The organism is Tateyamaria omphalii, assembly GCF_014651375.1.
In the GTDB taxonomy this organism is placed as follows: Bacteria; Pseudomonadota; Alphaproteobacteria; order Rhodobacterales; family Rhodobacteraceae; genus Tateyamaria; species Tateyamaria omphalii.
This window is the reverse complement of sequence record NZ_BMWT01000002.1, coordinates 598752-622114: the sequence shown is the minus strand read 5'-3', so window position 1 is coordinate 622114 and position 23363 is coordinate 598752. Positions and strand designations below refer to the sequence as shown.

The window sequence follows — 23363 nt, the reverse complement described above, 5'->3', positions numbered from 1 at the left end:
GTAGATTTTCGTCTCCGGCGGTGGATTGTCATCATCCGCCGCAGGATGTTTGCATCTTGTTGCGGGCAAGGTGGTGGGTCTAAGCGCCGTCTTGCCCGTTCGCAGAAATTCGAAAAACAGCGCCATCGGCGTCACGAATCAGGGTGTGACAGGCCCCGGGCTGTATCATGTTCGCAATTTTCAACTGGCTTGCAACCAGTTCGATGGCCGCTTGCTTTGCTGAGGCGAGATCCGCCACTTTGATACTTGGGACCCACATGGCGTCACTGTCCGATTGACGCAATCCTGATCGATGACAGGCAACGCTTTTGCCTGAACGGGTCAAGATCGAAACACCGCCACTTGTCGGCCTATCGCCGGCGCGCAGCGACCAGTCGAACACGCCCGCGTAGAAGCGTTGAGGAAACACATCTGCATCTGCCAGATAACTTTCGACACCAAACTGCCGTTTGGGCACCGGAAATTCATGCTGAGACGTCGAGATGCCAATCAATGCCCCCAACGGATCGCGTACCAGCGCGTTCCGCCCAACGCCGGGCACATCGAAGGGGGGACGGACAACCTCACCTCCGAGCCTTTCCGCACGTTCGGTGGCGACATCCACATCCGACACTTCGACATAGGCAATCCAACCAACCGGCATGTTGCCACGGCTTTCTATCATGCCAGCACCGGCTTCGCCTGCTGCGGCGGCGAGGACAAAGTCCCGTTCACCGCCGCCCCAGGCAAAATCCGCGGCATGCTCGATCGCGAAGGACCACCCGGCGACACGTTCATAAAATGTCATTGAACTTTGCCGGTCAGCCGAAAAGAGATCGTGCCAGACAATCTGACCACATTTGTCATCTGCCATCCGACTACCTCCTTTTGCTTTTCTGCTTCGTGATCTCGCGCACCATCTTTCCGAATGCTTTGTCCTTGGCGCGGCGCTCGGACAGGCTGGCCGAGTTGAACGCGTCTTCGGCCATCAGTTTGCGCCATCGCGCAAGGCGGGACGGGTCAATGTGGCCACTCTCGACGGCCTCAAGCACAGCACATCCCGGTTCGGTTTCGTGTTTGCAATCCTTGAACCGGCACTGCCCAGACAAATCATCCATGTCCGAGAAAACGTCCCGTATGCCGGAAGCCGCGTCGGTCAGTTGCAATTCCCGCATCCCCGGTGTGTCCAGCACCAAACATCCGTTGGGTATTGCAAAAAGCTGTCGTCGCGTCGTCGTATGCCGCCCCTTTGCATCATCCTCGCGGATGGATTGCGTCGCGAGCGTTTCTGCCCCCAGAAGCGCATTTGTGAGGGTCGACTTTCCAACCCCGGACGACCCAAGAAAAGCCACGGTGGCCCCGGGCTTGCACCACGCAGCCAACTGTGATCTTGGCGCGTCTCCCGTTGCGTCCAGCGCGACAATGGTAATGTGATCGGAAATCGCGCGGGCCGCGTCGACGTAGTGCTGGTGATCGGGCGCCAGATCGGTTTTGGTCAGGATGATGACCGGCGTGATTTGAGCCTCGAAGGCGAGCGCGACGTAACGTTCCAGTCGTGCGACTTTGAAGTCCTGATTGCAGGACGTGACGACAAAGGCCGTGTCGACATTTGCCGCGATCAATTGTTCGCGGCGATCTGTCCCCGGCGCACGCCGCTTGATCAGGCTTTTTCGGTCCAAAACCCGGCTGGATTTCGGGTGATCGCGATCAAGCATCAACCAATCGCCAACGGTTGCGTCATCTACAGGCGGGATGACGTCATCCACGCCGTCCCCGCGCACATGCAAAGCATTGCGGTGAACTTCTGCGACCCGAACGGGAGGGGTTTGGGTCAACTCATCGACGTCAGTTTGCTGGGCAAAGAAAGATTGCCAGCCTAGCGCGGTAAGCGGCGACAAAGACGGTGCGTTCGCCTTTGGAGGAGATGATTTTGGGAAGAATTGTGAATAGTCACGTGTCATTGGAAGAAAATTCCATGTCTCGATCATGCAGGTGCATGAGTTCAAACGGTAGGGGAAGAAAAGGCGCAAAATACAGCACGCATCCGTCAAAGAATGACGGAACCATTTGGTCGCTCATTTTGCATTGGGAGGACTGTTGCCTCCCCGCCTTACCGGGACATAAACTCTCCACTTCGATGCGTTTAATTTACGGCGTTGCGTTGGGCTTTTCAACTCTTTGAACGGGCGATAACAGCCAATGCTTCGATGCGCGGCGCAGGTTGAGCTCTGACAGTGACCATACGGTAGAGTTGCGGTGAGTCAGGATCACATTTGACCGATGGGAGTGTTTCACGGTGCTAACAGGGCGAAAACATGCTCAAAACTCGGTTTGAATTCCAGCGGTCGCGACCGGCATTGGCCAGGAAAACGAGATATATATTGTAAAAACAGATGCTTATGCCTTGTTTTCTGACATGCAAAAAACGCAAGGCACATATGACTTTTCACCGCTTGAAGGGTGTTTTCATCGCGCCTAAATGAGCAGCACAACGCTGACAAGATCAGCATTCACTATCGAAAAAAGGACTGCTGCAATGGCTGCTTTCGACACCACCCGCCCCGCATATGGCGCTGCTCCTGTTGCAGGCCAATTCTCCGGTTTGTTTTCCAAATTGGTTGCCCAAGTGGCTGCCTGGAACCATGCCCGCTTGACCCGCAACGCCCTGAACGCCCTGACTGACCGCGAGCTTGAAGACATCGGTCTGGTCCGTGGCGACATCGATGACGTGGCAAACCGCCACTAAGACGTTCCAATCCTCCCCTTTGGACGCGCTCTGACAAGAGCGAAAGCCGCGGGCCTAAGAGTAGGCACCGCGGCTTTTCTTTTGGAGGGCCTTGGCGTCAGTCTACGAGAGGTTCGAGGAAACCGGCTGCAAACTGCGTCACAGGGTCGATCTGCATCATGTAGGAACTGAATTGTTCCAGATGGCCACCTTGTTGCAACTTTGCGACGCGTTCGTTGTAGGTGATGTCCCCGAGCGACGCGAGCATCAGGCCCTTGAACACGAAGAACCCGGCGATGAGTGCAAGAAGGCCGCGCATTGGAAAATTCCGGGCCAGCCTGCGCTTGGGTTTCAGCACAATAAGACCGTCGCCACGCAGCTGGGTCGTGTATCCATTTCCCAATGCCGCGTGTTTGCGGCCAAGCGTTGTCAGGCGCTGTTCAAAAGTCTGGCGGGTTTCAACCATCGCAGCCTCGTTACATCGAAACGGCCCCCACCGATTTCGGCAGCCAAGGTGCGATCCAATTGTGGCAAAATCTGGGCAAATGCGTCAAAAGCCGCTAAAAACTCTGACGAATTATGGCTTTCTACCTAGGGTGAGCGTAGTCCACTCTCCAATCTCTTCCCGATGGACCAGACTGTTTCCTTGATCGACATAATGCGCCACGACTTCATCTGCCTGTTCGTTCAAAATTCCTGAAAGAATCGCATATCCACCGTCTGCGAGGCGGGCGCTCAGATCAGGTGCCAGCGCGATAAGCGGCCCCTTGAGAATATTGGCAAAGATCAGATCAAAAGGCCCGGATAGGTCAGGGTGGTCAAAGCCTGCCGCCTCGGCCAGTTTGACCTTGGTGGTCATCCCGTTTGCGTCCAGATTTGCCCGCGCCACATCGACAGCCTGTGCATCTATGTCACTTGCTATGATGTCTGCGTCCCAGATCGCAGCGGCGCCCATGGCAAGCACGGCTGTACCGCAGCCAATGTCCGCGACGCGCTTCCCTTGAAAACCACCATCGGCCAAGCGATCCAACGCCTTCAGACAGCCCAGCGTCGTGCCATGGTGCCCAGTACCAAAAGCCATCGCGGCTTCGATCAGCAGGGGATGCTTGCCGGCGGGCACCTTGTCAGCATCATGCGATCCATAAACGAAGAAGCGACCGGCTTCGACCGGCGCCAACTCTCGTTTCACATGCGCGACCCAGTCGGTTTCTGGCAGTTCCGAAACCGTGAAAGGTTTTGCGCCAAGGGCTGTGGTCAGCAGCAAGAGAGCGGTGTCATCCGGCTGGTCCGTGAAATAGGCACCCACTTCCCAAAGTCCGCTGTCATCCTCGACCTCGAACACACCTATGCCCGTTGGCTCGGGTGTCATGTTCTCAAGGGCCGCGCCGAGCGCTTCAGCCTGTGCCTTGCCTTCCAGCGTTGTAAGGGCGGTCCATGTGGTCATGTCAGTCTCCGTTTGTTGCCGGAGCCTTAGCGCCCACAAGTGTAAGCAGCAAGTGGTGCGCTATTCCGCCGGGGCAGGCAGCTTGGCACCCAGCCGGGTCTCATGGCCAGGCACCGGGTGGCGCGGAATGAGCAGGGCAAGGCACAGAGACGTTGCAGCCATCCCCGCAGCCAGCAGAAACACAGCCCCGGGTGAGAACAGCCACAAGAGGCCCAATGGAACGGGCAGGCCCACGGCGGCAATATGGTTGATCGTAAACGCAACGGCGGCTGTCGGTGCAATATCCGCCGGGTCCGCGATCTTCTGGAAATAGGTTTTGAGCGCAAGCGCCAAACCGAAAAAGATGTGGTCCAATACATAGAGGGCGGCGGCAATCATCAATCCCCAGCCCATGAAGTACACACCACCGTAAGCCAGAAACACACAGACCAAGCCAGTGTATTCAAAAACCAGCGCCTTTTGCTCTCCAAAGTGGGCCACGATGCGCCCCAGGATCGGTGCTATCAGAATATTGACCATCAGGTTGATCAGGTACAGGGCAGTCAGCTCATGCACCTCGAAGCCGAACTTCTCGACCATCATGAAGCCGGCAAAGACCATGAAAATCTGCCGCCGCGCGCCAGACATGAATTGCAACGCGTAGTACAGCCAATAGCGTTTGCGCAGCACGAAGGTTTTCAGCTGCGGCGTGGGGGCTTCGAACTGCGGGTACGCAAACATCGCAAACGCCGCGATCGCCGCCGTGATGCCGCCACCGACGATGTAAACAACGTTGTACGTCAGGCCCAGCGGTTCCCACAGCACCATGATGACGAAATACACCAGTAAGGTGGCTGTCGATCCTGCCGCCAGCAACCAGCCCAGCATTTGCGGGGCACGGTCCTTGGGTAGCCATTGCAATTGCAGGGATTGGTTCACTGTTTCGTAGTAGTGAAATCCGATCGAGCTGATGAAGGTCAGCGCCAGAATGCCGCCCATCGATGGAAACTGGGCTGTCAGTGCGGTGGCGACACCCAGCATGACAAGCGAGATGAGTGCCAACACCTGTTCGCGCATGAACATGATGACAACGATGACACCGACGGCCAAGAAGCCTGGTATTTCACGGATCGCATGCAGTAACCCGATATCGGCCCCGTCGAAATTTGCGGCATCCACGACAAAGTTGTTCAGCAGGGCGAGCCAGACTGAGAATCCGATGGGCATGGCAAATGCCATCAGGAACAAAAGCGCAATGGGGCGACGCCAAACGGGCAGACTGCCTGCGTCATCAAGGGAAACGTGCTTAGCCATGACTTGCAACTACGCCTTTTGATCGGCCTTGGCGAGGGCACGGTATGTGCAAGGAAGCACATGTGTTTTCCACCGGGCTGTCACAGGATATGTTGTGGGCATGGGGAAGCGAAACTATCTGATCGAAGGTGTCTCGGGCAGCGGTAAAACGTCGGTGTGCGACGAACTGCGTCGGCGCGGATATCATGCGATTGACGGCGACAGAGAGTTGATCCCTGACGAAACACCCCAACAGCAGCCGTCGTTGTCCGAAGCGGGACCAGAGGGCAGCGTCGCGCGCGCGGCATGGATGCACGGCCAGCATGTATGGGATGTGGACAAGGTCATGTCCCAAATCGGATACAAAGGTTCCGAAATGTCATTTTTCTGCGGTGGATTTCGAAACCACGGCCATGTCATTCACTTGTTTGATGAAGTCTTTGTGCTGGACGTGGATCAGGAAACACTGAGGCGACGGCTCGCTCTGCGCGACCACGACGTGTTCGGAGGGCAGGCAGAGGAGCAAGAGTTCATCCTGATACTCCACAACACGAAACAGGACATTCCAGCGCAAAGTACTGTCATCGACGCAACCGCGACGCTTGATGACGTCGTGGATCAAATCCTTGCGCAGTGCGCTTGAGACGTGTGCTCACAGACTGGTTGGACTTATTGCGCCATGGAACAGCGCTTGGCACGAACGTCGCTGCCTCAAGCCCCAGGCTTGCTTCAATCGCCCTTCAACATCCCAACCCAGCACCTTTGCCATGTTGAAATCTGCGATCTGTTCGGACACAGTTGGGTCGGGCCTTGCTCGGGCCTCCGCCCTCCATCTGGGAAGCATCTGACATGCAGAGCGAAATGATTTAACCTGTCTCGTTCGAGCGCGTGCATAAGGAGGGATTGCGGAGGTGGCTCGAAAGAGGAGGACACAATGCATCTCTCTGCGCCTATCTATCAATTGAAACGACAGGCCAAGCTGTTGGCCCGCCAGCGCGACATGCCATTGCACAAAGCGCTGGACCAGATCGCGACAACTGAAGGCTTCCAAAGTTGGGGGCACCTTGCGTCGTCGGCATCGGCAGGGCTGCCCGCTGATGTCGTCTTGTCGCAACTTCAACCAGGTGACCTTGTTCTTCTTGGTGCAAGGCCGGGTCAGGGCAAAACGCTTCTGGGTCTGGAATTGGCGTCCAAGGCGGCAACTTTGAACAGGACGGGGTTCTTCTTTACCCTCGACTACCACATGCGGGACGTCGCGGACCGGTTCGCAGATTTGGGAATTGACCAGATGTCCGTCCAGAAGACAGTCGAAGTGGATACATCGGATGAAGTATCCGCCGACTATGTTATCGGTCGCCTCGAATGCTTCGACACCCCGGTGATGGCCGTGATCGACTACCTTCAACTCCTCGACCAAAGACGCACAAATCCAGACCTTCAGGACCAGATCACGTCTCTACGAACGTATGTGAAGGCGACCGGTGGGATATGTGTGGTGATCTCGCAGGTTAACCGGTCATTTGACCTGAGCGACAAGCCCATGCCCGACCTGTCAGATGTTCGTCTGCCCAACCCGCTCGATCTGTCGATCTTCGACAAAGTCTGCTTCCTGCACAATGGCAAGCTTCAGGTTGATCAGGCAGCCTAGCCGCACGGCAAGGGACAGCGCGGGCATTCTATGGATGTCCGCGCCGCGCTACACCCCGCTGTTGCGAACCGTCGACCCGGGGATCAGGCGAAAGCCGATATCGGTGCAGGTCGGTACGGGCTCGTCGGTCAAACGTCCCATCATCATTTCGGCCGCTTTCTGGCCAAGCTTCAGATGTGAGACATGGCACGAGGTGAGGCGCCGGTTCATCACCGATGCAATCGGTAGGTCACCCCATCCGGCGATACCAATGTCATCCGGCACGGACAGCCCCTTGGCCGCGCAATACTGCAAACCGCCAAAGGCCATCGCGTCGTTCTGATAAAAGATGCACTCGATATCGCGGGCAGCCGCCAGCAACTGCTCAGTTCCGTAAAAGCCCGGGTAGTACGTGGCGGTGTCATGCAGGCAAAGCTGCTTTACGACCGCGCCGCCCGCACCCTCGACCGCCTTGCAGAAGCCGCTAAGCCGCTCTGTAGCTGCGTTTGCCGTGTCATGCGATGTTCCGACATAGCCGATGTTCTGATAGCCAAGCGATGTCAGATACCGCCCCATATCAAACCCGCTGTCGAAGTGATTGATGCCCACGCTCATGTCGAGGGGGCTGGAGTTCAAATCCCAAATCTCAACCACTGGAATACCGGCGTTCCGCAGCATGTCCATGGCGCGGGGAGAATGGTAGCGGCCGGTTAGAATGAGGCCCGCTGGTTGCCACGACAGCACGGTCCTGATCCAGTTTTCTTCTTCTTGTTGGGTGTGTTGTGTGAGGCCCAGAACGGATTGGTATCCAAACGTTCCCAGCTTGCGGTCGATCCCTTCGAGCACCTGGGCAAAAACCTCGTTTCCCAGATCCGGGATCGATACACCGATGAAGGTCGAGTTCTGATCGCCTGCAAACACGGTCGCCAAACGATTCGGTAGGTAGCCAAGGACGTCCACCTGCTCCATCACCTTGACGCGGGTTTTTTCCGAATACCCGCCCTCACCACGCACAACCCGGCTGGCCGTCATTTTCGACACGCCTGCGGCCCGAGCAACCTCGGATAGGCTTACTTTGTTGTTCTTACTGCTTTTTTCCACGTTTCACGCCATCTTACGTTACGGGTAACTTAAGCCTTGACAGAGCCTGTGCTCTGACCTGATGCTAGCGGAATGTTACGGGTAACTCAACGGGGAGGTTGGGACCCGTCACCCCGGAGGAGACGCCATGCCAGACCTGCAGACAGGTTTGTTTTTCGACAGCATCGACAAACATTTTGGCGGCACCTATGCGCTCAAGGATGTTTCGTTGACCGTGGGCCGTGGCGAGATTGTCGCCCTTCTGGGTGAGAACGGCGCAGGCAAGTCGACCCTGATCAAAGTACTTGGTGGCATCCATACGGCAGACGCTGGCCGCGTGCTGATCGATGGCGAACCGTACCAACACAAGCCGGCAGGGTTTGGCGAGCGACAGAAGGTGGCCTTCATCCACCAGGACCTGGGCCTGATCGAATGGATGACGGTGGCGGAAAATATTGGCCTCGCGCTCGGCTTTTCGAAGAAGAACGGGCTGATCCGCTGGAAGGATGTCGAACACTTCGCGGTGGAAGCACTCCGCAAGGTGGATGCCGAATTTGACCCAACCGCGCGCGTCGAAGACCTGACACGGACCGAAAAATCACTGGTGGCGATTGCCCGTGCGCTAGCCGTGGACAGCGAGTTTCTGGTTTTGGACGAACCCACGGCATCGCTTCCCGCCGATGAAGTGGAACGCCTGTTCGCGGCCATCCGGCCATTGCGCGAAAAGGGCGTCGGGATGATCTATGTGTCCCACCGTCTGGACGAGATTTTCCAGATCGCGGACCGCGTGGCCGTGCTCCGCGATGGCGCGATGGTGGGCGTGCGCAGCATCGACCACACAACGCCCGAAGAACTGGTGCAAAAAATCGTGGGTCGCAAAACCCGCGAGACGGTCAAGGCGACGGATGCGATCGGCGACGCGGTCCTATCCTTGCGCAACTTCGAAGTGGCGGGGATGCAGAAACTGGATTTCGATCTGCAGAAGAACGAGGTTTTGGGTCTTGTGGGCTTGCGCGGGGCAGGGCACGAGGCAATCTCGCGTGCCCTCTTTGGGTTGCTGCCCTTCGACGGAGAGGTGACGCTGGGCGGGGTTCAGCCCGATCTGTCAAACCCGCAGAAGGCGCTTCATTCCGGTGTTGGCCTGGTCGCCAAGGATCGGACCGAAGAATCCGTAGCAATGAGCCTGTCGATCCGGGAAAATACCTTTCTCAACCCCGACGGCATTGGCCGGAAACTGCTGAGCATGCTGTCACCACGGCTCGAAGCCGAACAGGCCGCTATCATCGGGGCCGAGTTGGGCCTGTCGCCCAATGACCCGACCCTCGCGATTGAGGCGCTGTCGGGCGGCAACCAACAGAAGGTCGTCATTGGCCGCTGGCTCGCCACCAAGCGCAAGCTTCTGATCTGCGAAGACCCGACAGCGGGTGTGGATGTCGGGGCCAAGTCCGAGATTTACGCCCTGCTCAACCGCGCCCTTGGGGACGGTGTTGCGATCCTGATCATGTCCACCGATTTCGAAGAGATCGCCACGATTTGCCACCGGGCCATTGTCTTCAGCCAAGGGGCGATTGTCGATGAACTCAGCGGCACGCGGCTGACAACTGAAAACCTGATCCAGTCGGCCTCGGCCGGGAATATCAAGACAGAAGGGAGCGGTGCGAATGCAGTCGCTTGAATCCAGCGCACTCGAACCGACCAAGGCCGAACTCAAAGGACTGCCCATGGGCAAGCGTCTGATGCGGTTCCTGCCGGTCTACGGTCTGGTCATTCTGACCGTGTTCCTGATTGGCCTGTTCTCGGTTCTGTTGCCCAACACATTCCCGACGATGCTGAACTTACGGTCCATCATCTCGGACAAGGCGATCATCGCGCTGTTGTCGCTTGGGGCGATGATCCCGATGGCGGCGGGGCGGATCGACCTGACCGTTGGGTACGGGATCGTGCTGTGGCACATCCTCGCCATCAGCTTGCAAACGATGCTGGGTCTTCCGTGGCCCATTGCGGTGGCGATTGTACTGTTGCTTGGCGCCGTGACAGGATTTCTCAACGGGCTGTTGGTCGAAGTTGCCAAGATCGACAGCTTTATCGCAACGCTTGGCACCGGGACTGTGCTTTACGCGCTGGCGCTATGGCATACTGGCGGGCGGCAAATGGTGGGGCTGTTGCCTGATGGATTCTATGCCCTGAACACCACCTTTGTGTTCGGCCTTCCCATCACGGCTTACTATTTGGTCGTCATTACTGTCGTGATGTGGATCGTTCTCGAATACACGCCCGTCGGACGATACCTCTATGCCATTGGCGCGAACCAAAGAGCCGCGCAACTGAACGGTATTCCTACCCGGAAATATGTGATCGGCGCGTTTGTCGCCTCGGGCACAATGACTGCGCTTGCTGGTGTGCTGCTCGCGGCAAAGCTGCGGATCGGGCAGGCGTCGGTGGGGCTTGAATTCCTGCTGCCTGCGCTTGTCGGTGCCTTCCTGGGCTCAACGACCATCAAACCCGGACGGGTCAATGTCTGGGGCACTGTTGTCGGTGTCGTCATCCTGGCTGTGGGCATTTCAGGCATTCAACAATTCGGCGGCTCCTTCTGGGTCGAGCCGCTCTTTAACGGAGTAACCCTGCTGGTTGCCATTGGCATCGCAGGATACGCGCAGCGCAAAAAAGGTGCAGACAAGCGCTGACGCACAAGTGCAGTCCAAAAAGTGGGAGCCGGTTTTTGGGCCAAACTGCACGACAAGAAAGAAGCATTGCAAAGGGAGGAAACTATGCAAAAACGTACATTCATGGCCGGACTGCTGGCCACGACATTGATGACCGCCGTGCCAGCCTTGGCGGCGGAATGGGACGGACCGACAACCGGGCCTGCCGCGGCTGACGGAAAATCCATTGTCGTCGTCGCGGGCGATCTGAAAAATGGCGGAATCCTGGGTGTCACCACGGGTGTCGAGGAAGCCGCGGCCAAGATCGGCTGGGAAGTCCGCGTGCTGGACGGCGCAGGCTCCATTCAGGGTCGGACAGCGGCGATTGGTCAGGCGCTGGCATTGAAGGCGGACGGTATCATCATCAACGGCTTTGACGCCGTGGAACAACAAGCGGCACTGGAAGGCGTTGTCGACGCAGGCGTACCGATGGTTGCCTGGCACTCCGGCCCTGTCATCGGCTGTGATGCACCCGGCGGTATTTTCGCGAACGTGTCCACCGATGCCATGACGGTGTCCGAAGTGGCCGCTGAATGGGCCATCGACGATGCCAAGGCGCAAGGCGAAGAGATCGGCGTGGTGATCTTCACCGACAGCACGTACCAGATCGCCATCGACAAAGCGGACCGGCTGAAAGAGACGGTCGAGGCTGCGGGCGGCAAGGTTCTGGAATACGTGGATACGCCGATTGCCGACACATCGACCCGTATGGGGCCGCTGACCACGTCGCTGTTGCAGAAATACGGTGAAAGCTGGACCCACGCGCTGGCGATCAACGACCTGTATTTCGACTTCATGGGCCCATCACTGGCCGCTGCCGGTCTGGCGCCTGACGCCGGCCCACTTGCCGGTTCCGCGGGTGACGGATCCGAGGCTGCGTTCCAGCGCATCCGATCCAATGGCTACCAGGCCATCACCGTGGCCGAGCCGCTGAACCTGCAAGGCTGGCAGCTGGTGGACGAGCTGAACCGCGCCATCCAGGGCGAGGCCTGCTCGGGCTATGTCACATCACCTGCGCTGGTCACACCCGAAGGGTTGGCGAAGCTGGGCGACAGCAACGCGTTCGATCCGGACATTCCCTACCGGGACGCCTACGCCACGATCTGGGGCAAATAGTTCTCCCCCCGCGGGGTCGGGCGGCAAGGTCTGGCCCCGCACCTTAATCCGAATAGCAAGGGCGCGTGCGCAGCCCGATCTATCCGAGTCACCGGAGGAAAGAGATATGGCTGATACGCCACTCGTGCAGATGCGCGGGATCACCAAACGTTTCGGCGGCGTAACCGCCCTGCAAAATGTCGACCTGAGCGCTTATGCCGGGGAAGTACTGGCCATTGTGGGCGACAACGGTGCGGGAAAATCGACCCTGATCAAGGTTCTGACAGGCGTCTACCAGCCGACCGAGGGTGACATTTACATTGACGGCGAGAAAACCGAGTTCTCGAACCACGCGGATGCTGCAAAAGCTGGCATTGATGCCGTCTATCAAACCCTTGCACTGGCCGATCACCTGGATCCCGCTGCCAACATGTTCCTGGGCAACGAACTGACCAAGAAAGTGTTCGGCATCACCGTGCTCGACAACAAGAAGATGCGCTCGGAAACAGAACGGGTGCTGATGGAACGTTTGGGTGTGCGTCTCAAATCGCTGGATGCACCGACCGACAGCCTGTCTGGCGGTCAACGTCAGGCCGTCGCCATCGCACGCGCCGTGTACCACGAAGGGTTGCGGGTGCTTGTCATGGATGAACCCACCGCCGCCTTGGGTCCCCAGGAAACCGCACGGACACTCAAGCTGATCAAAGCGCTGAAAGCGCAAGGCCTCGCCGTGATCCTCATCAGCCATTCGCTGGATGACGTGTTCGAGGTCGCAGACCGTGTTCACGTACAGCGCCGTGGCCAATGTGTGGGTGTGGCCCTCACCGCTGAAAGCTCGACCCAGGAAGTGCTGGGCATGATCGTTGGTGCCAAGGAGGACGCCGCATGAACACCGCAGTTGACACAGACTACAAGCCACCGCTGAGCGAACGGCTTGAGCCTTACATGGCGGTCATAGCGCCACTGGCGATGATCATCGCCATCTTCCTGTTCATGGCCGTGGCGTCGCCGGATCGGTTTTACCGGATCAGCAATCTTGAGCTGATCCTGCAGGACGCAGCCCTGTATATGCCGATGGCGATGGCGATGACCTTTGTCATCACGCAACGCGGCATTGACCTGTCCGTCGGGTCGGTGGCGGTGTTGTCAGCCATAATCATGGCGTTTCTCGTCAAGCAATACGGGTTTTCGATCTATGTGGGCATTCCGATTGCCCTGACCATTGGGGCGCTTCTGGGCCTCATCAACGGTTTGGTCATCACACGTTTCAACGTGCCTGATCTGATTGGCACGTTGGCGATGGACCTGGTCTACAAGGGCTTGGCGCTTCTGTTGGCCAAAGGGCTGGTGCTGGCCCGTTTCCCCGACATCCTGACAGAAATGGGCCGTGGTCAGACGCCGTTCTTCATACCCACTCCCGCGGTGATCGGCATCCTGACCATGGTGGCGGGCTACTACATTTTGCAACGGACCCACTTTGGCCGGTACACGGTCGCCATCGGCTCCAGCCCTGAATCGGCAGAGCTGACGGGCATCGGTGTGAAGCGGCATAAAGTGTACGCCTACGTGTTGTGCGGAGCATGTGCAGCCCTTGCGGGCCTGATGCTGACCGGCAAACAGAACGCCATTCAGGCGACCATGGCGCCCTTCTTCAACCTGCACGTCATTGCGGCGGTTGTTGTTGGTGGTACATCGCTCTTTGGTGGTCGCGCGTCGATTATTGGATCGTTCTCGGGCGTGCTGCTGCTTGCCATGATGCTGAACGCGCTTGTGACATTGCGCATTGAATTCTTCTGGCAGCCCGTGGCGTCAGGCTTCGTGATCATCAGCTCGGTCGCGCTGTACGCCTGGATCCAGAAAAAGGACCGTGACGGTGCAGGCGGCTGGTTCGCCGATCTCAAAACATCGGAAGGTCAGAAATTGGTGCGCTTTTCTGCGCTACTGATCGGCACCCTGATAGCCCTCTTGGCTATCGGAGGCGTCTTTGCCGGGGATATCGCACCAAGCGGTTAAACCGGCCAATGCGGGGTGGCCGGGCCGGGGGTGCAGCCCCGACCCGACCGATGGCCCCGCTCTCATTGCAAAGGGAGGAACCAAGATGAGATTTTTAGCAACCACAGCCCTCGTGGCAACAGCGATGACCGGAATGGCGCTGGCCGAGGGTCTGCCATTGAAGGAATTGCCGGATATCGCAGAGCGCGATTACTGGGTCCCGGACGAAGTGAATGCCGAAGGCAAGCTGGAAGCGATGCAAGCCGTTGTCGGCGCGGAAGCGGTGAAGTTCAGCGGCTCGCAGGACGCGCCTATTCAGATTGCGCTCATCTACCCGTCGTCCGACACATCGGACTTCTGGGCACGCAACTATCTGGCGATGACCAAGCGTCTTGATCAGCTGGGTATCCAGTACGAGACAACCGAGTTTGCATCACGCCAGATCGAACACTCGTTGCAAACGACCTATGCCAACCAGGTGGTTCTGGACAAGGACATCTATGATTATGTCGTCTTTGGCCCGTCTGAACTGGCCATTCAGGGCGATAACATCGCGAAACTGGCGGCGGAGAAAGACGACCTGACCACCTATGTCTGGGCGTTTCACACCCCGTTGAAAGACCTCGCGCATCAGCCTGCAGCATGGTTCGACTTCTCGTCGGCTGCTGGTGCCCTGACCATGTGTGACTACATGATTGGGCGTCTGGGCGAAGGCGTGACCATGGCGATGAACCGCGGCATCCCCGGCATCACGGACAACCAGCGTTCAGGTGACTTCAAAGCCTGTGTTGAGGAAAAGGCGGGCTGGACCACCGTGTACGAACACTATGGTGAGTATCAGCGCGAAGGCGGCTTTGCCGGTACATCGCTGATCCTGCAATCTTACCCCGAAGCCACGATCATCCACAACGCGAACACCGCGATGGCGATGGGATCGGTCGAAGCGCAGGTTTCAGTTGGCAAAGAGAAGGACATCTTCTCAACCGGTTGGGGCGGCACGGGCCTTGAGCTGGACGCCATTCGTCGTGGTGAGTTGGACGCGACCCCAATGCGGATGGGGGACGACGTGGGTGCAGCCACAGCCGAGGCGATCAAGGCCGATCTGGAAGGACGTGCGGATGAGCTGCCATTCGTCTTCCTTGGCCGGATCACCGTGGCCCATGACCAAATGAGCGCGGACGAAATCGATGCGCTGGAACAGGAAGCCTTCCGCTTCTCCGGCGTTGGCGCCCTCAAGCGATAAAACCTGTTTGCGCCATCCCATGCTCGGGGTGGCGCATTCGCTTTGCTATCATAGTGTCAAAGCTTGCATTCGCCGCTTACGTTGACCGGGCGAGTGCCACAGAGAACCCCAAAAGAATAAGACCAGAGAGCACCCGGAAGGCGGTGTAGCGTGCTTGCGTTAGAAAACTGCCCCGGATGCAGCTTGCCGTTGCCGCATATGTGCAAAGGGAAAGGATCGACAGCGCGCAATATGTCGTCACCAGCAACAGGGATTGGGTCCATAGCGTTTTGTCCGGGTTCATCACTTGTGGAAACAGGGCGACGTAGAACAGCAGTGCTTTGGGGTTTGTCGCTGCCAGCACGAGTGCTTCCTTGAACAAGACATGTCTTGGCACCAACCCCACAGCCCCACTTCCGAATGATATCGACTCGCGTTTGAAGATGAGTTTGAGGCCAAGCCACCCCAGGTAGGCGACCCCAAAGCCATGGAACAGCAGCCAAAGCGTCGGTGACCCAACGACAAAAGTGGCAACCCCGGTGGCGCAGATCACGCCTCCGATCGCCAATCCCAACGCGTTGCCCAGGATCGTGGGAAGAACCGGAACAAAACCCAACTGAAGCGCGCGGCGCAGCGTGTTCATATTGGCAGGTCCCGGTGTGACGATGTTTGCCGCTGATACGGTCACAAATGATAGCCATATGGCCCAAGCCATGTCTTGCACTCCATCCTTTGACACCGCATTGCTTGCGGGTACAACTTCAGTCTAGGAGGGGTGGGACGATGAAATCTCCTGCATCTCAGAAGTGGATGTGCAATTCCCCAACTGTATCGAAGCAAAAATAGGAATCAGGCATCTGAAATGAATGATACCCTTGATGCGCTCGATCAATTGATACTGAAAGAGCTGACCCGCGACGCCCGACTTGGGTGGAGTGAGCTTGCGGCGCGCGCAGGGGTGTCTGCGCCGACCGTGCGGGACCGCGTCCGTCGGCTCGAAGATACAGGCCTTATTCAGGGTTTTGTGGCTGAGCTTTCTCCAAGGGCATTGGGCTATGGGCTTGAAGCCATTGTGCGCTTCAAGCCATTTCCCGGTAAGGTCCACATACTTGCCGACAGGATCATTGCCACGGATCGGATCGTTCAATGTGACAAGGTGACGGGCGAAGACGCCTTCGTCGCTCGCATGTTGCTGCGGGACATCGCGGAACTGGACGGTTTGCTGGAGCCGTTTACAGCACACGCATCCACACAAACCGCCATCGTCAAATCCAGCCCGGTGCCCATGCGCCCTCCGCCGCTGATTGAATGAGCGGTTGCACAAGCTTCGGATTGCGGGAAGTCACTGGCTGCGCCACAATGCGCAAATGAAACAGGTCGATGTTCACACCCAATTTGGAGACCTGACCGTAACCGAAGATCGCGGGGCGATCATTCGTGTGTCTTGGGGCGTGTCCGGGTGTCACGACCGGTCAGATGCGCTCGACGCTGCTGTTTCGCAACTGCAAGCTTACGATACGGGTGAGTTGGAGACATTCGATCTGCCCCTTGCCGTGCGCGGCTCGCAGCTGCAGCAGGATGTCTGCGCCGAAATGTCCAAGATCCCCTTTGGTCAGACCATCACCTATGGCGACATTGCCAAGACGCTTGGGGTGCCTGCACAGGCCATCGGTCAGGCGTGTGGCGGCAATCCTATTCCCATCATCATTCCCTGCCACCGTGTGATGGGGGCAAAGGGTCTGACCGGGTTTTCCGGGGCAGGCGGGGTCGAAACCAAGGTGGCCCTTCTGCGCCACGAAGGCGGGTTCCTGATCTAGCGTTGCGGGATCAACTGCTGCGCTATACCGGCAAAGACCAGATACAGCGACGTGATTACCAGCCCCCAATGCGCCCAGCTTTCGGGGTGGAAGTCGACCCATGCCGCCCAACCGGCAAAGAAGGTCCACGCCAGAGCCATCGGCAAGCTCAACCAACGCCAGCGTTCGGTACGCACTGGGTGGATGAATTTGATCGGCAGGAACATCCCGACAGCCAGCACGCTCACAAGGGCCAAAGACACCCAAAAATTCGGCTCAAGTGCAAAGATGACCAGCACCACCATGTTCCAGCACCCTGGAAAGCCTGAAAACGAATTGTCCTTTGTTTTCATGCGGGTGTCGGCGAAATACATCGCCGATGCAAAGGTGATCAGAATGATCGCGACCCAGCCGGTCCACCCAGCCATCAGGCCTGATGCAAACAGCGCAAAGGCCGGGATGAAAACATACGTCAGATAGTCGATGATCAGGTCAAGCAAAACGCCATCGAACTCGGGCGCATTGGTTTTGACGTTGTATTTTCTGGCCAGAGGGCCGTCTATGCCATCCACGAAAAACGCAACGACGAGCCACAGGAACATCAGGTCCCATTTCGCCTCGACCGCAGCCAGCATGGCCAGCATTGCGAACACGGCTCCGGTGGCCGTCAGAAGGTGAACGCTCAAGGCGCGCATTTGCAGTGTCATTTGCCTGTCATGCGGCATGATGCGCAGGGTTGCAAATGCAAAACCGCGCCGAAGGGGTCGGCGCGGTCAGGTGCAAGGCCAAAATAGCCCGTGTGCTGGCTACTGGCCCAGGCGCACTTCTTCGAGCGGGTAACCCAGGTAGTCCTGCGCTTCCCAGCCTGCGTGACAGTCATGGCAGAAGCTCTGCTTGACCTTCATCACCTTGCCATTGGGCTGCAGCCCGGCATAGAGCCATCCGGCGGTGTCGGGCGCCTCGTCTGTGCCCACCTTCGTCATGATAAACAGCGGGCCCGGGCGCGCGGCTTTCTTCTTGATCGAGATGGTGATCGACTCCTTGGCCAGGATCGATCCCACTGGCATTTCAAAGCCTTCTTCCTCGAACTTCAGATACTGTTCTGCGGCCACGTCATTGGCAAATGTGTTCAGAAGGCGATTGCCGTGCGGCCCAGCAACCGCAGCGCGCGATGCTGTCGGCGCCCAGTTGCGATAGTTGGAGCCAATCTCGTCACCTTCTTTGGCATAGCCCGTTGCCATCTTCTCTTGAAGACAGTTGTATAGAACGCCGATCTGATCTTCGGTCAGGTCAAAAGCGTCCTCTACCGTAATGGCTGTACATTCTTCTGCGCTGGCGGCCCCAGCAGTTATCGCAAAAACGGCTGCGTATGTTAGCTTGCGTAGCATGCTTTGCGTCCCCTCCGTGTTGGTTTTGTATGCAATGGCATGCTGACGGAAGGATGACCGCGCGCATAGTCCATGGGCGATCACCTTTTATGCACAATAGCGTGAGGGTCGGCAGAACTTAGGCCTTCGGATGCGCCTTGGCATACACTTCCATCAGCCGAACCGTATCGACCGCGGTGTATGCTTGTGTGGTCGAGAGAGACGCGTGGCCCAACAATTCCTGAATTGCGCGCAGATCGCCGCCCGCATTCAACAGATGCGTGGCAAAGCTGTGGCGCATGGCGTGGGGTGTCGCACTGGCGGGCAGGCCCAGTTGCATACGGGCGTTGGCCATCACCTTTTGAATGGCGCGCGGCGCCAGCGCACCCCCGCGTACCGCGCGAAAAAGCGGCCCGTCCGCGGGCAGGTCATAGGGACAGGCGGACATATAGGCATCGACCGCATCACGCGCTGCATCAATCACCGGCACAATCCGTTCCTTGCCGCCCTTGCCGACGATGCGCAGAACTTGGGGCAGGGGCGCTTGGCCCGCCGTCAGGGACAGCGCTTCGGATATGCGCAGCCCGCAACCCCACAGCAGGGTCAGAACAGCGGTGTCGCGCTCGCCGATCCACGGCTTGTCTGATTGCAAGGGCGTGATGTCCAAAAGCTCTCGCGCCGCCGACTCGTCCAGTGGGCGCGGCAGCTTTTTGGTAAACTTCGGGGCGCGCGTACTCAGGACCGCAGTGGGTTCAAACCCTTCCCGCGCAGCCAACCACTTGTAAAACGCCTTGACCGCCGACAGTTTGCGCGCCAGTGACCGCGCGCCGACCCCGCCTGCCCGTGTGCGGGCCATCCACGCACGCATGTCGCGTGTATCAATGCGCGCCAAGGCCCCCAGCCCCTGTGTCTGTCCCGAGTGCTCGGTCATGAAGGCAAGGAATTCGGTGATGTCATTGCCATAGGCGATGACGGTGTTCTCAGCCGCCCCCTTGATCGCACGTTGATGCGCCAGAAACCCTTCGAGCGCGTCGCGGGCGGCTGGGGAAATCAGGCTCATCCCAACCAGCGCCGCATGGCCCGTTCGAACACCCCGGTGAAAAAGGCCAGAAGGTCAGTGCCTTGCTGCGGGCCAAACATGTGCGGGTCCTCGGCGCCCATGACCAAAAGGCCCGGCAGGCGGCCATCGCCGAAATCGAGCTTCAGGCACGCCTCGGATCGGATCCAGGTTGCGTCATCGCCGTAGATTTCCGGGTCGGCATCCTGCACTTGGCGCAGGGTGACTTGCCTTACATTGCCGCCACGCCCGTCGGTCAGGTAGTCGTCGATGAAACCGGGCTCGGCCACGCTCAGAACTTCGCCCAACCGTTGGACGGCTGGATCACTGTCATTCTGCACGGATTCGAGTACCAGTTTGACGGCATCCACCCGCAGGATTTCCGCCACTTCCCCACCCAGATCGCGCAGGAAAGGTTCAAATTCCATCGGGTCCAGCATCCGCAGAATCGCACGGTGGATCTGATTGGTCCCGGCCAGGTTTTCATAGGCGGCGGCGATAACCGAACGGTGCGTATCCTCCAACCGGTCCAACCGCGCCTCGAGCCGCTCCATCGCAAGGCCCCGCAGATCGACGATGTTGCCACCCATCGCCCGCTCATTCGCAGCGATCAGGGCATGCATCAGATCCTTATCGTCCAGAATGACGTCCGGACGCGAAATGATCGCCTCTCTCAGGGCGTCATCAATCTTGGGCTGGCTGCTCATACCGTACCTGTCGTTTTTCTTGGCCGTTTCCATAGCACAGCGGATTCCCGAAATCTCCACCGAACTTGGAATAATTGTTCAGAATGCAGCGCGATGTTGCCAAGTGACGCTACGACCGGGGAAGGCCGTCGGTTTTCTCCCCGTGAACGGGAAAATGCACCCTGTAATACACGTTTCATGACACAAGCACGCGAAGCCACCACTCACGAAATCGGCCCCGAGATATTTCCCTTGGGACCAATTGCGCTTCGGGTGATGCTGAGACGGGCCAGAGAGGCCTGAATTACAGGATCTTCTGACCCGTCTTGGCCCAGTCTTTCATAAAGGCATCAAGGCCCTTGTCGGTCAGCGGGTGGCTGGCCAGCTTCTTGATCACATCCGGGGGCGAGGTGATGACGTCGGCGCCGATCTTGGCGCAATCCTGAATGTGGTTCACTGACCGGATGGACGCGGCAAGGATTTCTGTCTCGAACCCGTAGTTGTCGTAAATGGTGCGGATGTCTTCGATCAGCTCCAGCCCATCGAGGTGGATGTCATCCAACCGTCCGATGAAGGGCGAGATGAAGCTGGCCCCGGCCTTGGCCGCCAGCAGCGCCTGGTTGGCCGAGAAGCAAAGCGTGACGTTCACCATCTTGCCTTCGCCCGACAGCACCTTGCAGGCCTTCAGACCGTCCCAAGTCAGTGGTAGTTTGACGGTGATGTTTTCCGCGATCTCGGCCAGCTTGCGCCCCTCGGCGATCATGGCGTCGGCTTCCAGCGCGACCACTTCCGCGCTGACCGGCCCGTCCACTAGGTCACAGATTTCCTTGGTCACTTCCAGAATATCGCGCCCCGATTTCAGGATCAGCGATGGGTTCGTGGTGACACCGTCGACCATTCCAAGGTCGTTGAGTTCTGCGATGGCATCAATCTCGGCAGTATCTACAAAGAATTTCATATGCGGTCCCCTAGATGGCTTGGCGTTTGCTTGTGATGCCTTTACCTCAGGCTGCGTGAATACTGAACCCCTCATATGTTGGCGCTAACATGACGCCGTCGTTTTATGACGAAGGCGCGTTGGTGGCCGTGATGACCACGCAACCGCTGGACCGGGCGCTGGACTACAAGGCGCCCGAAGGCGGCTGCCATCTGGGCGCCTTTGTCGAGGTGCCGCTTGGCCCCCGCAAAGTACTGGGCGTGGTGTGGGGACCCGGCAAGGGGGACTATGATTACAACAAGATACGCGCGGTCCTGCGGGTGCTGGATGCCGCACCCATGCGGGACGAAATGCGCGCATTTCTGGAAAAATCTGCCGCCTATACTCTGACCCCCATGCCCGCCATGCTACGGCTCGCGACGCGGGCGCCGGGGTTGGGTGATCCGCCGTCCATGCGCAAGGTCTACCGCCGCGGCCTATCCGAACCGGATCGCATGACGGATGCCCGCAGACGCGTGCTGGATTTTCTCAATGAATACGGGGATTTGTCATTCACACTTAAGGAGCTGGCTGAACTCTCCGGTGTGACATCTTCGGTCATCAAGGGGTTGGTGAAACAGGGAGCCGTGGCCGAAGAAGACAGCCCCCGCGACCTGCCATTCCCGCCCATGGATCCCGCTCGACCTGGTAAAGAACTGACAGAGGATCAGGCAAAGGCAGCACGGCACATCGCAACGGCAGTGCAATCCGGCACTTACGGCACCACGCTCCTGCGCGGCGTGACAGGTTCGGGCAAGACCGAGGTGTACCTCGAAGCGGTTGCCGCCTGCCTCAGCGCCGGACGACAAGCGCTTGTCCTTCTGCCGGAAATCGCTCTGACAGCCGAATTTCTGAAAAGGGTCGAGGAACGGTTCGGCGCGCGCCCTGCCGAATGGCACTCGGGTGCGACCATGACCGAAAGGCGGCGCATCTGGCGCATGGTCGGACAGGGCAACGCGCAACTGGTGATCGGCGCACGCTCTGCCCTGTTCCTCCCGTACCAGAACCTCGGCCTGATCGTTGTGGATGAGGAACACGACACCTCCTACAAGCAGGAAGACGGGGTGCTCTACAACGCCCGCGACATGGCGGTGCTACGGGCCTCGCTGCTCGGGGCGCAGGTCGTTCTGGCCTCGGCCACGCCATCGCTTGAAAGCTGGGCAAATGCCGAAAGCGGCAAATATACGCGGCTCGATCTCGAAGCGCGCTTTGGGCCTGCGGTCATGCCGACGATGCAAACGATCGACATGCGCGCTGAAAAACTGCCGTCGAACCGTTGGGTGTCCGAAGAATTGAAACGCGCAGTCGAGGCGCGGCTGGCCGCAGGTGAGCAGGCCATGCTGTTCCTGAACCGGCGCGGCTATGCCCCCATCACCTTGTGTCGGGCGTGCGGGCACCAGGTGGGCTGTGATCAATGCGATGCGCGCATGGTCGAACACCGCTTTCTCAAACGGCTGATGTGCCACCAATGTGGCGAAACGAAACCGATGCCAACCGTTTGTCCGTCTTGCGGGGCCGAGGACCGGATGGCCCCCGTCGGCCCGGGCGTCGAACGGCTCGGCGAAGAGGCGGTGGAGCTGTTCCCGGAGGCTCGCGTGGCCGTACTCAGTTCGGACATGTATGGCTCGGCCCGGGCGCTGAAGGCCGAAATCGAACAGATTGCCGAGGGCGGCGCCGACGTTATCATCGGCACGCAACTGGTGGCAAAGGGGCACAACTTCCCGAACCTGACACTAGTGGGTGTGATCGACTCAGACCTAGGCCTGCAAGGGTCGGACCTGCGCGCCGCGGAACGGACATTCCAGTTGATGCGACAGGTCGCAGGGCGGGCGGGTCGAGCAGAAAAGCCGGGGACTGCGCTGTTGCAGACCTATCAACCGGAACATCCGGTGATCCGTGCCATTCTGGCAGGCGACGAGGAAGGGTTCTGGCGTGCCGAGGCCGCGCAACGCGAGGCGGCAGGCGTGCCGCCCTATGGACGGATGGCTGGCATCATCTTCAGCGGGCCGGACGTCGCGCAGGTGTTTGACGCCGCGAACGCGCTGGCAAGGAATGCGGGCGCGCTGACGAGAGTGGGCGCGCAAGTCTTTGGCCCAGCCCCTGCGCCCATCGCCCGCATTCGCGGTCGGCACCGTGTGCGTCTGCTGGTGAAGGCGGGCAAAGGTGTCGCTCTGCAAGGGGCGATCGCGCAATGGATCGGACAATTGCGTCTGAAGGGTGATCTGCGGCTTGCCGTCGATATCGACCCACAAAGCTTTTACTAGCAGGGCGGCGCACGACACGTGCGCCTTACCACTTGGCGGATGTTCGCGTTTCGTGCTACTGACGGACAAAAGCCAAAAC

General features: G+C 58.7%; 24 protein-coding genes. 12 read left to right on the top strand and 12 right to left on the bottom strand.

What is annotated here, in order from left to right; genetic code table 11:
- Window positions 1-79 precede the first annotated feature (79 nt).
- Both IE087_RS08645 and rsgA read right to left on the bottom strand, forming a co-directional pair.
- Window positions 80-853, bottom strand: coding sequence for a VOC family protein (locus IE087_RS08645; protein WP_189368908.1), 774 nt, complete (start codon window positions 851-853; stop codon window positions 80-82).
- A gap of 4 nt (window positions 854-857) precedes the next feature.
- Window positions 858-1940 carry a ribosome small subunit-dependent GTPase A gene (rsgA, locus tag IE087_RS08640; RefSeq protein WP_189369303.1) on the bottom strand — a complete coding sequence of 361 codons (1083 nt, stop codon included), beginning with the start codon at window positions 1938-1940 and terminating at the stop codon, window positions 858-860.
- A gap of 575 nt (window positions 1941-2515) precedes the next feature.
- Here rsgA and IE087_RS08635 point away from each other — a divergent pair.
- The gene (locus IE087_RS08635) at window positions 2516-2725 is read left to right on the top strand and encodes a DUF1127 domain-containing protein (RefSeq protein ID WP_189368907.1); all 210 of its coding nucleotides are present in this window, start codon (window positions 2516-2518) and stop codon (window positions 2723-2725) included.
- Window positions 2726-2822: 97 nt separating this feature from the next.
- Here the strand turns inward: IE087_RS08635 and IE087_RS08630 are convergent, their stop codons facing one another.
- The 3 genes from IE087_RS08630 to IE087_RS08620 all read right to left on the bottom strand — a co-directional run bounded on the left by IE087_RS08630 (window position 2823) and on the right by IE087_RS08620 (window position 5441).
- Window positions 2823-3170, bottom strand: a complete 348-nt coding sequence (locus tag IE087_RS08630; protein WP_189368906.1) for a hypothetical protein — start codon at window positions 3168-3170, stop codon at window positions 2823-2825.
- A gap of 111 nt (window positions 3171-3281) precedes the next feature.
- Window positions 3282-4148, bottom strand: a complete 867-nt coding sequence (locus IE087_RS08625; protein WP_189368905.1) for a 50S ribosomal protein L11 methyltransferase — start codon at window positions 4146-4148, stop codon at window positions 3282-3284.
- Window positions 4149-4208: 60 nt separating this feature from the next.
- Window positions 4209-5441, bottom strand: coding sequence for an MFS transporter (locus IE087_RS08620; RefSeq protein WP_189368904.1), 1233 nt, complete (start codon window positions 5439-5441; stop codon window positions 4209-4211).
- Window positions 5442-5541: 100 nt separating this feature from the next.
- Between IE087_RS08620 and IE087_RS08615 the strand changes: the two genes are divergently transcribed.
- Both IE087_RS08615 and IE087_RS08610 read left to right on the top strand, forming a co-directional pair.
- Entirely contained in the window at window positions 5542-6063 is a 522-nt protein-coding gene (locus IE087_RS08615) for an ATP-binding protein (protein ID WP_189368903.1), read from the top strand.
- Window positions 6064-6354: 291 nt separating this feature from the next.
- A complete protein-coding gene (locus IE087_RS08610; RefSeq protein ID WP_189368902.1) occupies window positions 6355-7068 on the top strand; it encodes a DNA helicase in 714 nt (237 codons plus the stop codon).
- A 48-nt stretch (window positions 7069-7116) separates the two neighbouring features.
- Here IE087_RS08610 and IE087_RS08605 read toward each other — a convergent pair whose 3' ends face one another.
- On the bottom strand, window positions 7117-8148 hold the full coding sequence (locus IE087_RS08605; protein WP_229801312.1) for a LacI family DNA-binding transcriptional regulator: 1032 nt from the start codon (window positions 8146-8148) through the stop codon (window positions 7117-7119).
- A 127-nt stretch (window positions 8149-8275) separates the two neighbouring features.
- Here IE087_RS08605 and IE087_RS08600 point away from each other — a divergent pair, with 127 nt between their 5' ends.
- From IE087_RS08600 to IE087_RS08575, 6 genes are all read left to right on the top strand, one after another.
- Window positions 8276-9802 (top strand): sugar ABC transporter ATP-binding protein, encoded by a 1527-nt coding sequence (locus IE087_RS08600; RefSeq protein ID WP_189368901.1) that lies wholly within the window; start codon window positions 8276-8278, stop codon window positions 9800-9802.
- Window positions 9789-10811, top strand: coding sequence for an ABC transporter permease (locus IE087_RS08595; protein WP_189368900.1), 1023 nt, complete (start codon window positions 9789-9791; stop codon window positions 10809-10811). The genes IE087_RS08600 and IE087_RS08595 overlap by 14 nt, the downstream gene beginning before the upstream one ends.
- Before the next feature lie 84 nt (window positions 10812-10895).
- Entirely contained in the window at window positions 10896-11945 is a 1050-nt protein-coding gene (locus IE087_RS08590) for a substrate-binding domain-containing protein (RefSeq protein WP_189368899.1), read from the top strand.
- Between the two features lie 106 nt (window positions 11946-12051).
- A complete protein-coding gene (locus tag IE087_RS08585) occupies window positions 12052-12813 on the top strand; it encodes an ATP-binding cassette domain-containing protein (RefSeq protein ID WP_189368898.1) in 762 nt (253 codons plus the stop codon).
- Window positions 12810-13937: an ABC transporter permease gene (locus IE087_RS08580; RefSeq protein WP_189368897.1), complete on the top strand. Its 1128-nt coding sequence runs from the start codon at window positions 12810-12812 to the stop codon at window positions 13935-13937. Before IE087_RS08585 ends, IE087_RS08580 begins: the two co-directional genes overlap by 4 nt.
- An 85-nt stretch (window positions 13938-14022) precedes the next feature.
- A complete protein-coding gene (locus IE087_RS08575; protein ID WP_229801311.1) occupies window positions 14023-15159 on the top strand; it encodes a substrate-binding domain-containing protein in 1137 nt (378 codons plus the stop codon).
- A 76-nt stretch (window positions 15160-15235) separates the two neighbouring features.
- Here the strand turns inward: IE087_RS08575 and IE087_RS08570 are convergent, their stop codons facing one another.
- A complete protein-coding gene (locus IE087_RS08570; RefSeq protein ID WP_189368896.1) occupies window positions 15236-15853 on the bottom strand; it encodes a LysE family translocator in 618 nt (205 codons plus the stop codon).
- Window positions 15854-16000: 147 nt separating this feature from the next.
- Here IE087_RS08570 and IE087_RS08565 point away from each other — a divergent pair, with 147 nt between their 5' ends.
- Window positions 16001-16450: an Lrp/AsnC family transcriptional regulator gene (locus tag IE087_RS08565; RefSeq protein WP_189368895.1), complete on the top strand. Its 450-nt coding sequence runs from the start codon at window positions 16001-16003 to the stop codon at window positions 16448-16450.
- 55 nt (window positions 16451-16505) lie between these two features.
- Window positions 16506-16955, top strand: coding sequence for a methylated-DNA--[protein]-cysteine S-methyltransferase (locus tag IE087_RS08560; protein WP_189368894.1), 450 nt, complete (start codon window positions 16506-16508; stop codon window positions 16953-16955).
- On the opposite strand, the gene IE087_RS08555 is transcribed toward IE087_RS08560, so the two are convergent.
- The 5 genes from IE087_RS08555 to fsa form a co-directional block, all read right to left on the bottom strand.
- Window positions 16952-17641 (bottom strand): CDP-alcohol phosphatidyltransferase family protein, encoded by a 690-nt coding sequence (locus tag IE087_RS08555; protein ID WP_189368893.1) that lies wholly within the window; start codon window positions 17639-17641, stop codon window positions 16952-16954. The two genes, IE087_RS08560 and IE087_RS08555, sit on opposite strands and share 4 nt — an antisense overlap.
- 99 nt (window positions 17642-17740) lie before the next feature.
- Entirely contained in the window at window positions 17741-18322 is a 582-nt protein-coding gene (locus IE087_RS08550) for a cytochrome P460 family protein (protein ID WP_189368892.1), read from the bottom strand.
- A gap of 118 nt (window positions 18323-18440) precedes the next feature.
- Window positions 18441-19361 (bottom strand): tyrosine recombinase XerC, encoded by a 921-nt coding sequence (locus IE087_RS08545; protein WP_189368891.1) that lies wholly within the window; start codon window positions 19359-19361, stop codon window positions 18441-18443.
- Entirely contained in the window at window positions 19358-20065 is a 708-nt protein-coding gene (locus IE087_RS08540) for a DUF484 family protein (protein WP_189369300.1), read from the bottom strand. Before IE087_RS08540 ends, IE087_RS08545 begins: the two co-directional genes overlap by 4 nt.
- Before the next feature lie 283 nt (window positions 20066-20348).
- A complete protein-coding gene (gene fsa, locus IE087_RS08535) occupies window positions 20349-21002 on the bottom strand; it encodes a fructose-6-phosphate aldolase (RefSeq protein ID WP_189368890.1) in 654 nt (217 codons plus the stop codon).
- An 89-nt stretch (window positions 21003-21091) separates the two neighbouring features.
- Between fsa and IE087_RS08530 the strand changes: the two genes are divergently transcribed.
- Entirely contained in the window at window positions 21092-23284 is a 2193-nt protein-coding gene (locus tag IE087_RS08530) for a primosomal protein N' (protein WP_189368889.1), read from the top strand.
- Window positions 23285-23363: the final 79 nt, after the last annotated feature.